The following is a 12,081-nucleotide window of genomic DNA, read 5'->3' as shown; positions in this document are numbered from 1 at the left end:
CTGCCTTTCTTGTAACTTAACCATCAATTAGCCATAATGCCCTTCTTTTAAAATCAGCCATATTGGCAGGAGTTACAAATACTGGTTAAATTATTCAAAGTTCACTTAGCTAATTTTCATGAGTTTTTGTTACTATCATACCTTGCTATAGATTTTCCTGTATTTTTTACTCAACTACTCCTTCATGTAGGTATTACTGCTTAAGAGGTTCTACAAGATATTGATGATTTTTGATTTACTTGAAGTTTATCCCACGGACTAGCAGACGATATCAGCATCGGGTCCGGATTGGTAAATGGAAGCAAAATTTTCCAGCAGAGCCGCTTCCGTATTTGAAAGACCTGCCGACACCCAATCTGAAGAGCAGATCGACCCGGAACAGTTATATGCCAAGATTGGCAGTTTAGAATTAGAAAATGAGTTTCTAAAAAAACTAGAAGAAACTGGGCTAAACCAACTGAAAGCAATGATTGATAGGGAAAACGAACTGAGTATCCGGGCGCAGTGCGATTTATTGGGTCTGAACCGAAGTGTACTATATTATCAGCCGATTGGAGAAACAGAAGAAAACCAGCGTATTATGCGCCTGCTAGATGAGCGATATCTAAACTACCCAACTGAAGGAGTCTTGCAACTACAGGATTATCTGCGGGCAGAGGGTTACCAGGTGAACCATAAACGGGTGAGGCGATTGCTAAGAAAAATGGGTATCATGGCTATTTTCCTAAGCCTAATTTGAGTAAGTTAGGTAAGGCTGAATATATCTATCCCTACTTACTGAAGAATTTGTCTATCAATGTAAGCAACCAGGTTTGGCAAATTGACATCACCTACATTCCTATGGTTAAAGGCTTGGACCTAAGATGAAATCTTATTTCAGGTCCATGTACCTGGTAGCTATGATTGATGTCTACAGCCGATTTGTGGTAGGTTGGGATATTTCTAATAATATAGATGCAGATTAGGTGGTAGAGACCTTGCAGGCAGCCCTTAGCTGTCATGGTAAGCCACAAATAATTAATTCTGACCAAGGCAGTCAGTTTACCTGTAATAAGTGGGTGGCGTATCTAAAAGAGAGAGAAATCTTAATTAGTATGGATGGCAAAGGGCGAATCTCAAACCAGAGCTTGATCTGGGATTCGGCTATTGATAACGTATATATCGAAAGATCATGGCGAACAGTCAAATATGAAGTGAATCATGAACGATTCACCTGTTTACATTACACCGCCTGAAGATGGCTGGCAGCTTTAGCAGGGGCTGCAGGCATTCTTTGAAAGATACAATTATCAAAAGTACCATCAAGGAATTGGAAGGCAACTGCCCGTTTCAGTTTATTTAAGTTCATTAGCCAGCAGTGCCTGAAGCAAAATTTCAATTAACATTTACCCATTTTTGGTCCTAATAATGGGGAGTACCTCAATAAGCCCTGCCAGAATTTAACTAACGAGATTTTATCCAATAATATTTTTTGATTTAACAGGAACCTGACTAATGCTAATTAGAAAGCTGCTTAAGGCTTCCAGAGCGGGTTCTGTTATGTGTATAGTAGGAACAGTCGCCTTATTGTTGCTCTTGTTGTACGCTAGATAATAATCTTCTATTGTTTCCAACACACTTAGCAGCTTAGCCAGAGCTATTTCTTTGGGTAACTCACTTCCTTGGCCACTGTAGTTTTTCATCAACAGAATAGATCTCTCACAGATAAATCGTATTTCATTAACGGAGTAATCTTTAACAGGTGCTGTTTTTGCTTGAAACACTTCTATTTCTTTCTGAAAAGTGCTTAGCCTTTGAAGAATTGACTGATTATGCATAGTAATTGATTAAAAGTGTTTCTATTCCATCTAAAAATGAGCTTATAGCTCTTTAAATGTTCTCAAGCTTGGGTATAAGAATCAGGAATAAATTTTTTTCACAGTTTCATGGGCAATGCTTTCTGTGTTTTGTTTTTTAACTCTGTTACCAACCGACTGTTCAATGTCTGTGGCATCTCCTGTATTTTTTGAGAGTCGCAAATAGCAACCAATCCAATATTGATTGTATATATATTTACCCTTTTGTAAACCAAGCAATTTGTACATTGAGACGGTGATATAGGTGCCCGTGTGCATATATTTTGATCCCATATGGTTTTCAGACAGTAATGGCAGCTATGTTACAGCCTAAAATACAACTTAAAGGTTGTCCCTTTCCCAACTTTGCTTACCACTTCAATATGGCCTCCTGCAGCATAAATCAATTTTTTAGTTAGATACAGCCCGATGCCCTGGCCTGCTACTTGCTCGCTTAAGCGATGATAAAGCGTAAAGATGGAAGCGATTTTACTTTCCTCCATACCTATCCCATTATCTTCTACGCTTAATTGCAGAAAATCCGGGGAGGCTTTAGTGCGGATCACTATGTAGGGGGCACGCTCCGGCGATTGGTATTTAATGGCATTTGCTATTAGATTGTATAGTATACTGCGTAGGTTCTTTTTTGAGAAGCGAATAGTGGGTACATCAAACGCTAGTTCTATTTGGGTATGAGTGGCCTCCAGGAGCGAGGCGATACTAAGCTTGATATCAGCTATGAGCTCTTCTAAATAAATATCTTCTCCTTGCTTTAACTGCTCACTCTCAATTTTTCCAATTCCTGCTAACTCCCGGATGAGCGCCCTGAATTTAGTAATGGCTTCATCAATCTTGCGGTAAAATTCCAGCGTCTCCGGATCGAGATTTGCATTTCTTCTGTGCAGAAGCTCGACTAATCCCTGAATATGGGCAATGGGGCTCAATAGGTCATGAGAAGCTGTATAAACGAAGGTATCTAAATCATCATTGATCCGGTGTAAGCGCTTATTGCGCTCTTCGAGTTCGGTTTGTAGCCCTTTAAGCTCTGTGATATCATAGAAAGTAATGATGGCCCCATCTATTTTGCTATCGCTTTGCCGGATATAAGGCATAGTCATTATCTGATAGGATTTGGAGGCTGACTGGACTTCCTTGACCAAAACCCCCCCCTCGGCAATCACTTTTCTTATGTCCTCAGTGATGGTTTCAAATTTGATGTTGGTGGTAATATCATCCAGGGGCCTTCCGATATCCCTTTGCTGTAAATTGATCAACTCAACTACTGAAGGGGAAAACTTTTTTAAATGTAAGGAACGGTCTACGAATACCTGCCCATTTGCATTGCTCCGGAAATAATTGTTCAAATCATCATTCAATTCGGTTAGCTGTTTAATTTTCAGCTGATATTCACTGTTTACATTTTGTAACTCTTCATTGACTGATTGCATTTCTTCATTGGTGCTCTGCAATTCTTCATTAGTAGACTGCATCTCCTCATTGACAGACAAAAGTTCTTCATTGAAAGAAAGCATATTTTCCTCATTGGCTTCTAACTTCTCCCGGGCAACTTGCAGCCGCTCTTTGCTATTCTGCAATTCGGCCTCCAGACTCTCCACATATTCACGGGTAGGCAAAGAAACATCCGACCATCGCTCTCCCGGATAACTGTCCCTTGCTGTAGCCTTTGAAGGAGTCAATGTCTCATGAAAGAGCAGCAGTAAAAACTGCTTTTCATTCCGCCGGTCCGTAAATGGTTTTACGACTACCTCTACCTGCTTTTCCTGCTCCCCAGTTCCCAGGTGTATACCCTGGATTCGTATAATTTGCCCGGATTTGAATGCCTGCCGGATAGCTGCTTTCACAGGCAGGGCAAGTGCCTCGGGCAAGAGCTGGAGCAGATTAAAATTGAATACTTTGGGTAACAGGTAGGTAGTTAGTTCTCCAAAGGAATCAACTACTTGCAGGTTTTCATCGATACACACCCCAGCAGTTCCATACTCACTCCATAATATTTCACTCAATGCTTCGCCAAGTAAAGGTTTTGGTAGGGTTCCCTCCTCTCTAGCCGAAGGCAGAGGTAAAGATTTGCCTGGCTCATAGGGCGGTAAAGAAAACGTATCCAGGCGAAAAGGGGGGATATGTTCCTTTTTTTTGTAAATTTTCCACTTCCGGCTGATTTCCTCCATATGTGTGTGAAGCAAGGTAGGATTTTCACTGGCTCCTAAAAATAAGTATCCTCCCTTTTTAAGGCCAAAATGCAGCATGGAAAATATTTTCTCCTGTAACTGCTTGTTCATGTAAATGAGCAGGTTCCGGCAAGAGATCAGATCCATACGGGCATAAGGCGGGTTTTTACCCAGGTTATGAGGAGCAAAAATGAGCATCTTGCGCAGCTCTGGTTTGACGCGGTAAGTTTGGTTTTGGTGAATAAAAAAACGCTCCAGCCTTTGCCCAAGCACACTACCGGCAATACTTTCCGGATAGATACCTCTAGAGGCTACACCCAAGGCATTTTTATCTAAATCGGTGGCAAAAATTTTCACCTCCTTTGTACTATGTGTTTTCTCCAGGTATTCCTGCACCAGAATGGCCAGAGAATAGGCTTCTTCTCCGGTTGCACAGCCGGCTACCCAAATTTTTACTTCTTCCCTTGCAGATGATCCCATTATATGAGGTAGGACATCTCTTTCGATAATGTCGAAGGCTTCCCGGTCTCTGAAAAAAGCAGTTACACTAATTAAAAAGTCTTGTGCTAAAGCCTCTATCTCCAGAGGATGGCTGGTAAGTAACTTCAGATATGCTTTGGAATCATTTACCTGGTGGTGAGCCATTCTTTTGCGGATTCTTCTGTAAATGGTTGTCCGCTTATAGTCTGTAAAATCAAGTGGCAGTTTAGTTTTAAGTAAGGTTAAGATAGCTGTCATGGTGCTTTCTTCTTTTTCGCTTATCCCGCTGGCAGCAGAATCAAGAAGATCAGGTATCTGCCCGTGCAGCTGATGCACATAGGACTGAATATATACAGGCATCTCTTTGGGGGATAGCACCCAATCCGCCACACCGGTAGCTAAGGCTCGCACCGGCATGGAATCATAGGTGGCTGTCTCCGGGTCCTGCACTATTACCAGGCCACCGGCTTTTTTGATAGCCTGGATGCCATCGCTGCCATCACTACCCATGCCTGAAAGTACAATAGCAATCGCTTTACTGCCCTGGTCTTTAGCCAGAGATTGAAAAAAAGTATTGATCGTCAGGTGAGGGCCTTTTTTCCCGGCTTTACTCGTCAGGTAAAGCCTTCCCTTATTAAGGGTCATGAACTGCTGATTGGGTATTACATAGATTTTATTGGCTTCCACTACCATACCGTCTTCTGCCAGGGCTATGTCGAGCTTACTGTGCTTTTCAAGTAACTGGCCTAGCCGGCTTTGATGATCGGGAGACAGATGCTGGATAATGATATAGGAAGCATGATCCAGGGGTGTATGATCAAAAAAGGTATAGATAGCCTCAATACCACCGGCTGAAGCACCTAAGGCAATAATATACTGGATAGAAGAGTGATCGGTCATAAAGCAATATTTGTTAAAGCAGTAGTAGTCAAAATTTGTGGTACTATCTATAAAGCAACAATAAAATGAGCATTAAAAATTTTGTTTTACCTTCAAATAGAAATTAATTGTGTATGCATGCTGCCTGTACCCAAAATAGGGGATTAGCTAAAAAAATAGTTGAACATAGTCTCATTTCAGCTATTGGTAAAATTAAAGGCGACACATATTTGTTATTCTACATTAGGGCAGATAGTAAAAAGTAAAAATTCAAAAGGGGGTAAGTATGTTAAGCAGGAACGTATGACATATCTGTCCAATGAGCCTTAATTAATACAACTGCTTGGTAAGCAAATTATCTAAAAAATATAATACCATCTCTACGTATAAATACGGATTTGTTTGAAATAAGTATTTATACGAAACAAAATAGGAAATATAGGAGTATATTAGCCTAAATAGTAACCAGTCAATAATATACTTTTCTTTATCTCACTAAGCAGCCTGTAGAAAACTTTGCACCTGTTTTTTTATTTTTTAATTCTATGTAAAGAACATATGTGCAGACACCTTTAAGCCAAAAGCAGCGTGGAATAGATTTATTATAAAGAAACAGGGTTCAAACAGAACAGCAAATGAGTCACTCTTATACCCTGCATCAAATTAGCTTAGCTGAGCAGAAGATAGTTTCTTTATTGAAAGATAAAAACAAAGAAGGGTTTGAGCTACTCTATGATACATACAGTAAATCCCTCTATACCCTAAGTTTGCATCTGACAAGCAATAGTTCAGTGGCGGAGCAGGTAATGGAAAACACCTTTATCTATATCTGGAAAAATATAGATTCCTTCTTGCCTGCCAGGAGCAGTTTTGGTGTATGGCTGGTCTGTATTGTGAAAGGGGAAGCTATTAAACTGATTGGCTCCACCAAAAGCTAAGGGGCAGTATCAGGTAAGCCCAGGCATATTAACACATAGGTAGAGAATAGAACATATCAACGAATTACAAAGAGTTTACGGCGCAGAGAAAGAGATATCCCTTTTATTCTCTGCGAGCATTCACACATCACCATCGGAAACATGTAAAGTACATGCCCTCTTGTGAACTATGAATTGACAAAGCATTAGGGGTATACGATCTTATTTACATATTTTATGGCTATCATCTTTTTATTAATTATTCACTGGTACAGTTCTCTTTTTTTTCAATCTGTTTTTCACCACCGCTATGCTGCCCATGCCATGTTTACCATGACAAAAGGGTGGGAAAAAGCCTTTTACATCGGTTGCTACGTAACCCAGGGCTCCTCTTACATCAGTGCCTATGCCTATGGTATTATGCATCGTCTGCACCATGCACATACGGATACCAAAGAGGACCCTCACTCCCCGGGCAACTCAAACAATGTGTTTGCCATGATGTGGCAAACCCGTAACAACTATTTTGATATTTTCACCGGGAAAACCAACGTAGAACAAAAATATACTATTGGACTACCTAAGTGGGAGGCTTTTGATAAAATTGCCCATAGTCCTCTTTCCAGAATTGCCTGGTGCGGCTTCTATGTATTTTTATATTATTTACTTGCTCCATCCTGGTGGTACTACTTGTTATTGCCGCTACATTTTGGAATGGGTGCTATTCAGGGAGCAGTAGTTAACTGGTTAGCCCATGTGGTAGGCTATGTTAATTTTAAGGTAAATAACACCTCTAAAAACCTCATACCGGTAGATTTTATATTCTGGGGGGAAGCCTACCATAATAACCATCATAAACATCCTTCACGGCCTAATAACTCAGTGAAGTGGTTTGAGGTGGATGCCGGGTATTGGGTAATGAAAATGTTGGATCAGCTGAAGGTAATCAGATTAAGAACACACAAGGCCCCACGGCTTAAAGAGTTAGTGCCTAAGTAAGAAATAATTGAAAACTTCGGAAAAGTGGAAAACAAGGAAAAAGAAGTGCGTAAGCCCGGAAAAATAGCGGGCTAAGCGTTGGCTTTGAGCGTGGAAGCATTATTAACTGCGTTGGTTCCCTTCGCATTCGCATGCTCGGGAATCCAGACTTTTTTTGTTACTCAAGGCACTGGGCTGGCTCAAAACGTGCGTTTTGCCCTGTGGCAATGACAAAAAAGTAAGAAGATAAGGTCAAAATCATCTGGTTTAGTACACAAACTTTGACTGAAATTATGACCCTTTTAGTAATCATTGCCTGTTATAAAAGTTTTCCGAAGTTTTCAAGACATAAATCAATTCCCTATAAATCAATGGCAGATATAGACCTATCAGGCAGCTACTTTTTATTACAAGTCAACGGTTTGATTTCTGCTGGCTCCCTTATCTGTAGTGATAATCGTTCATTTAATTATGAACGATATTATTGCTTGTATTGAAACCAAGCTAGCATGAAAGGAAAAACCTTTTTAGATAGATTGATTCTGTGTATACTTGCCTGTACACATGTTTTTCAAGGTTTTATTATAGACCATACACTAGTATTCCCCTTATTTGGACCTCATTAATGATACAAGATTACATACTAGCCCTTTTTCAATAGCCTCCTGGATAGAGAAGTAATTCTTTTTCTCAGTACTAAAATAACTTCTATCTCTTGCTGCTTGATAGCATAGTAGAATTGCTTCAGTAAACCGGCTGGGAAAGCAGCTATTTGGGAAAGCATCTCATATAAAAGCAGGTTGTGGGTGAGCAACTGCTCTCGATCAATGATCGCTTGCTGCTCTTTTTTTAGAACTTGTTCTTGAAAGATATACTGATTTACCAGATCCGTAGTTACCTGTTTATTACTCATCTTCTCTATCCTTTCCTGTAGAATTCTGCTTTTTATGGCTAAGTTTCTACAGACAGGATTATTATGAAAATGGATATTTTGGTAGAATTCCTATTTGGCAACCAGTACATCTACTCCCAAAATAATTAATCCATTTTTTCCTTTGCTCTACTTTAGTTAGTGGTATAGGAAAGGGGCCTGATACAGGTCGCTTCTTTACCCTCTGTTTAACTTTTAATGTAAGAAAATAAGCATTTACTCACTTTTATTTACATTCACTGTTTACTTTTGATGCCGCTAGGGCATATATAGCTACCAATCGCAGGTACTTTGGGAAGTAAGGTTTAGTAAAAATAATAGCAACATTTGAGCGTATGCAAGAAACGATCACCCGTAAAACCTTTGGCCAGGCCATCCGCTATGAGCTGCATATTGAAGAAAATAGACAACGGGATCATTATCAGATCCGGGTGTCATGTCTACAACCGGCCTTGTTGGAGCAACTGCTAGGCAATAGTCCGGCTTTGCTGAAAAATCAACTCCTAACCATAGGAAAGGATGCCGCGTATGCGTTTAGCGAAGGAATAGACTTTCAAGAACCCCTTTTTATCTCCTCTACTGCCCAGCAAGTGAGTCTCCAGGCTAGGTTCTCCACCAGATAAAAAGATGCTTTCGCTTTTATACATTCTATTATAGAGATGCCCCCTTAATTTTTTCTACTATACACTTTTTGCTTCTTGTCATGGAGAATCCGGAGCATGCTGACCCCTTTTGAAGCCCCGGATTCCGGCAAGTAAGTAGCTAAAAAGCTGCAGATTATGCCATTCCGGCAGATATTGACCCCACTTTTGAGCAGCTATAGCTACTAATTCCGGACTCTACCAGCCCTTGCAGGAAAGATTCCGGACTATACTGACCCCTCTGCTCGTAAAAGACTATAGGATTTGGTTCTTTGGTGATTAGTTACCAAACAGAGCACCGATGGCTGGAAAACCAAAACCTATGAGTCAGATCAAACAACTACTGCTGTTACATCAACAGGGAAAAGGCATCAAGTTCATTGCCCGCAGTCTCTGTCTGAGCAAGAATACGGTCAAAGCGTATCTTGCCAAAACAGCCCTGCTGCCATTCAGCATCGAGCAGTTGCTCTCTTTAGCCGATCCGCTGCTGGAAGCAAAATATCATGCCGGTAATCCTGCCTACAAAGACACCCGTTTTGACCACTTCAAAGACAAGCTCGACTACTTTGCTAAAGAATTTAAAGGGGTAGGTGTCAACAGAAGGTTGCTGTGGGAGGAGTATAAAAAAGAGTATCCTCAAGGCTACGGCTACTCCTAATTCTGTTTTCATTTATCTCAGCAGCTACTGGCCAGAAAACCTACAATGGTCCTTACCCATAAAGCAGGAGAAAAACTCTTCATTGATTTTGCCGGAAAGAAGCTCTCCTATATTGACAAAGACACTGGAGAAGTGATCTGCTGCCAGGTATTTGCTGCTTGCCTGCCCTATTCTGACTACAGCTTTGCTATGGCTGTGCCCAGTCAAAGTATAGAAGACTTTCTCTACGCCCTCCGGTGCTGTTTGGAAGAGATAGGTGGTGTTCCCAAAGTACTGGTACCAGATAATCTCAAAGCGGCTATTGTAAAAGCCAGCCCCTATGAACCGGATATTAACCGCACCATGGAGGATTTTGCTAATTACTACGGCACGGTAGTGATTCCAGCCAGAGTGCGAAAACCACAGGATAAAGCTCTGGTGGAGAATGGAGTTAAACTCATCTACAGCAGGGTATATGCTAAACTGCGCCATCAACAGTTCTTTGATCTTGCCTCCCTTAATAAAGCCATCAAGGAGAAGATCAGCGAGCACAATCAGACGCGCATGCAAAAAAAGCCCTACTGCAGACAAGAAAGATTCCTGGCCGATGAAAAACACCTGCTTGGGCCACTACCAGACTATGGTTTTGAGTTGAAGCATTACCGAGAGTTGAAAGTGGCCCAGAATAACCATATCTACCTAACTCAGGATAAGCATTACTATAGTGTACCCTACAGCTACATTGGCCTGCAGGTAAAGGTGATCTATACCCGCTCGATGGTACATATCTATAGCAAAGGGGAACAGATAGCTTTGCATGTGAGAGACTACCGCATGGGCACCTATACTACTAACAAAGAACATCTATGTTCTCATCACAGGCATTACCTGGAGCGCAGCCCGGAATACTATCTAAAGAAAGCCCAAGGTAAATCAGAAGAGTTATACCGGCTCTTAGAGCTGTTGTTCGCACAGAAGCGCTATCCAGAACAACTATACCGCACCTGTGATGGCCTTTTCCGATTACAAAGTAAGAGCCCTGCAGATAGCTTCCGAAAAGCATGTCTGATTGCCATTGAACACGACAATTACACCTACCGCTTCATACGCAATCTACTGGAGAACAATATGGTGCACGGCCAGGAGCAGATCATTGAGCAACCCTTACCACAGCACTCAAATATCCGCGGCAAAGATTACTATACCCAATTTTTATCCACTCCTAACTAATCTGATAAAATGATGCAAATCCAATCCCAACTCAGTCAACTACAACTCCATGGCATGAGCCGCAGCTGGCAGGCACTGCTAGAAACAAGAAAGTACCATGAACTGTCCTTAAGTGAAGGGCTCGAACTACTATTGCAAGCAGAAGAAAATGAGCGAAGGGAACGGAAATTCCGCCGTTTGACGCGCAATGCTTTCTTCCGCTACCAGGCTTCTATTGAAGAGCTGCAGCCGGGTACCACACGAGGCTTGGATAAAGCCTTGCTGAGTAATCTGGCCACCGGAGAATACTTAGCTAAAGGAGAATCCATCCTGATCAGCGGTGCTACCGGATCAGGCAAAAGTTTCCTGGCTTCTGCACTAGGACATCAGGCCTGTGCACAGGGGCACTCAGTGGCTTATTTTAATGTAGCTAAACTGCTGCTGAAAACAAAAATGGCCCGTGTAGATGGTACCTTGATCAAGTTCTTTGAGAAGCTATCCAAAACCCGTCTGCTTATATTAGATGACTTTGGCTTAACTCACTTAGAAGCAGGACAGCGACTGGACTTGATGGAGATGATTGAAGACCGACACGCTCGTGCCTCTACCATCATTGCCTCTCAGCTACCCATCAGCAGCTGGTATGAGGTGATTGGGGAAGCAACTATTGCTGATGCCATCCTGGACCGGCTGCTACATGCTTCTTATCGGATAGAGTTAAAAGGTGAAAGTTTAAGAAAAAAGTATTAACATTGTCAGACCATCGGGTTCTTTGAACCACTTCCTTTTGGGCCTGTCAGTATCGCCAAAGGGGGTCAACATCACCGGAATATCCATTGTCAAGCCTTTAGATGAAAATGCTAAAGGCTTTTTTATCTATAGCAGGCGCCTGTTTTATTCTTGATTAGCCTCATAAAAAATACAGCCTACAAGCATAAAGGCAAGGAGGCCTTGTGCGCATATCGGTTGACAATCAATACTAGCTTGGCTGTTAGCTAAAAATAAGCTGTCAAAAAAAGAATCAAGAGAGGGGATACAAACACTCTTCTTTCTTCTATCGTTTAGGTGAATAAGTAATTTAGAACTAGGATGCGATACTCAATATGTAACTATGGATGCAAAGTATAAACGTTTACATCGCTACTTGGATACGGTTACCATTGATCCCCATCAAGCTTTCTACTTGACAGAAGCGATGATCAGCTATTTCACGCAATGGTTTGAGCTATCGAGAGCAGAAGTCATAGCAGGCACTATTCAATTTTGTAAGCGAAAAGGGATACAGATTCAATTTAAACAATCACCTCCTGCTAATACAAATAGCTAGAAAATAAATGATATCTTCCCTACTGCCCTTACGGTCTATTAGATGTGTTAATTCAAAGGGG

General features: G+C 41.4%; 10 protein-coding genes. 7 read left to right on the top strand and 3 right to left on the bottom strand.

Annotated features, from left to right (window positions below; all coding sequences use genetic code 11):
• Positions 1-295: 295 nt before the first annotated feature.
• Entirely contained in the window at positions 296-739 is a 444-nt protein-coding gene (locus Q0590_RS35275; RefSeq protein WP_302042385.1) for an IS3 family transposase, read from the top strand.
• Between the two features lie 715 nt (positions 740-1,454).
• Here Q0590_RS35275 and Q0590_RS35270 read toward each other — a convergent pair.
• Both Q0590_RS35270 and Q0590_RS35265 read right to left on the bottom strand, forming a co-directional pair.
• Complete coding sequence (locus Q0590_RS35270; RefSeq protein WP_302042384.1) at positions 1,455-1,817, bottom strand: hypothetical protein; 363 nt, start codon at positions 1,815-1,817, stop codon at positions 1,455-1,457.
• A 341-nt stretch (positions 1,818-2,158) separates the two neighbouring features.
• Entirely contained in the window at positions 2,159-5,401 is a 3,243-nt protein-coding gene (locus Q0590_RS35265; protein WP_302042383.1) for a chemotaxis protein CheB, read from the bottom strand.
• 614 nt (positions 5,402-6,015) lie between these two features.
• On the opposite strand from Q0590_RS35265, the gene Q0590_RS35260 reads away from it, so the two are divergent.
• Both Q0590_RS35260 and Q0590_RS35255 read left to right on the top strand, forming a co-directional pair.
• The gene (locus Q0590_RS35260) at positions 6,016-6,318 is read left to right on the top strand and encodes an RNA polymerase sigma factor (protein ID WP_302042382.1); all 303 of its coding nucleotides are present in this window, start codon (positions 6,016-6,018) and stop codon (positions 6,316-6,318) included.
• Positions 6,319-6,534: 216 nt separating this feature from the next.
• A complete protein-coding gene (locus tag Q0590_RS35255; RefSeq protein ID WP_302042381.1) occupies positions 6,535-7,296 on the top strand; it encodes an acyl-CoA desaturase in 762 nt (253 codons plus the stop codon).
• Between the two features lie 622 nt (positions 7,297-7,918).
• On the opposite strand, the gene Q0590_RS35250 is transcribed toward Q0590_RS35255, so the two are convergent.
• The gene (locus Q0590_RS35250; RefSeq protein ID WP_302042380.1) at positions 7,919-8,188 is read right to left on the bottom strand and encodes a hypothetical protein; all 270 of its coding nucleotides are present in this window, start codon (positions 8,186-8,188) and stop codon (positions 7,919-7,921) included.
• 353 nt (positions 8,189-8,541) lie between these two features.
• Here Q0590_RS35250 and Q0590_RS35245 point away from each other — a divergent pair, with 353 nt between their 5' ends.
• The 4 genes from Q0590_RS35245 (at position 8,542) to istB (ending at position 11,443) form a co-directional block, all read left to right on the top strand.
• Complete coding sequence (locus Q0590_RS35245; protein ID WP_302042379.1) at positions 8,542-8,829, top strand: hypothetical protein; 288 nt, start codon at positions 8,542-8,544, stop codon at positions 8,827-8,829.
• Positions 8,830-9,169: 340 nt separating this feature from the next.
• Complete coding sequence (locus Q0590_RS35240) at positions 9,170-9,505, top strand: hypothetical protein (RefSeq protein WP_302042378.1); 336 nt, start codon at positions 9,170-9,172, stop codon at positions 9,503-9,505.
• Positions 9,506-9,550: 45 nt separating this feature from the next.
• On the top strand, positions 9,551-10,714 hold the full coding sequence (istA, locus tag Q0590_RS35235; RefSeq protein ID WP_302042377.1) for an IS21 family transposase: 1,164 nt from the start codon (positions 9,551-9,553) through the stop codon (positions 10,712-10,714).
• 9 nt (positions 10,715-10,723) lie between these two features.
• Entirely contained in the window at positions 10,724-11,443 is a 720-nt protein-coding gene (gene istB, locus Q0590_RS35230) for an IS21-like element helper ATPase IstB (RefSeq protein ID WP_302042376.1), read from the top strand.
• The last annotated feature ends 638 nt before the right edge of the window (positions 11,444-12,081 follow it).

This window comes from Rhodocytophaga aerolata (assembly GCF_030503435.1).
Classification (GTDB): Bacteria; Bacteroidota; Bacteroidia; order Cytophagales; family 172606-1; genus Rhodocytophaga; species Rhodocytophaga aerolata.
This window is presented reverse-complemented; position numbering and strand designations above follow the sequence as displayed.

Excerpts from the sequence above, each read along its gene's own strand:
- Q0590_RS35275 (WP_302042385.1), top strand. The coding sequence starts at position 296 with ATGGAAGCAAAATTTTCCAGCAGAGCCGCTTCCGTATTTGAAAGACCT.
- Q0590_RS35270 (WP_302042384.1), bottom strand. The coding sequence starts at position 1,817 with ATGCATAATCAGTCAATTCTTCAAAGGCTAAGCACTTTTCAGAAAGAA.
- Q0590_RS35265 (WP_302042383.1), bottom strand. The coding sequence starts at position 5,401 with ATGACCGATCACTCTTCTATCCAGTATATTATTGCCTTAGGTGCTTCA.
- Q0590_RS35260 (WP_302042382.1), top strand. The coding sequence starts at position 6,016 with ATGAGTCACTCTTATACCCTGCATCAAATTAGCTTAGCTGAGCAGAAG.
- Q0590_RS35255 (WP_302042381.1), top strand. The coding sequence starts at position 6,535 with ATGGCTATCATCTTTTTATTAATTATTCACTGGTACAGTTCTCTTTTT.
- Q0590_RS35250 (WP_302042380.1), bottom strand. The coding sequence starts at position 8,188 with ATGAGTAATAAACAGGTAACTACGGATCTGGTAAATCAGTATATCTTT.
- Q0590_RS35245 (WP_302042379.1), top strand. The coding sequence starts at position 8,542 with ATGCAAGAAACGATCACCCGTAAAACCTTTGGCCAGGCCATCCGCTAT.
- Q0590_RS35240 (WP_302042378.1), top strand. The coding sequence starts at position 9,170 with ATGAGTCAGATCAAACAACTACTGCTGTTACATCAACAGGGAAAAGGC.
- istA (WP_302042377.1), top strand. The coding sequence starts at position 9,551 with ATGGTCCTTACCCATAAAGCAGGAGAAAAACTCTTCATTGATTTTGCC.
- istB (WP_302042376.1), top strand. The coding sequence starts at position 10,724 with ATGATGCAAATCCAATCCCAACTCAGTCAACTACAACTCCATGGCATG.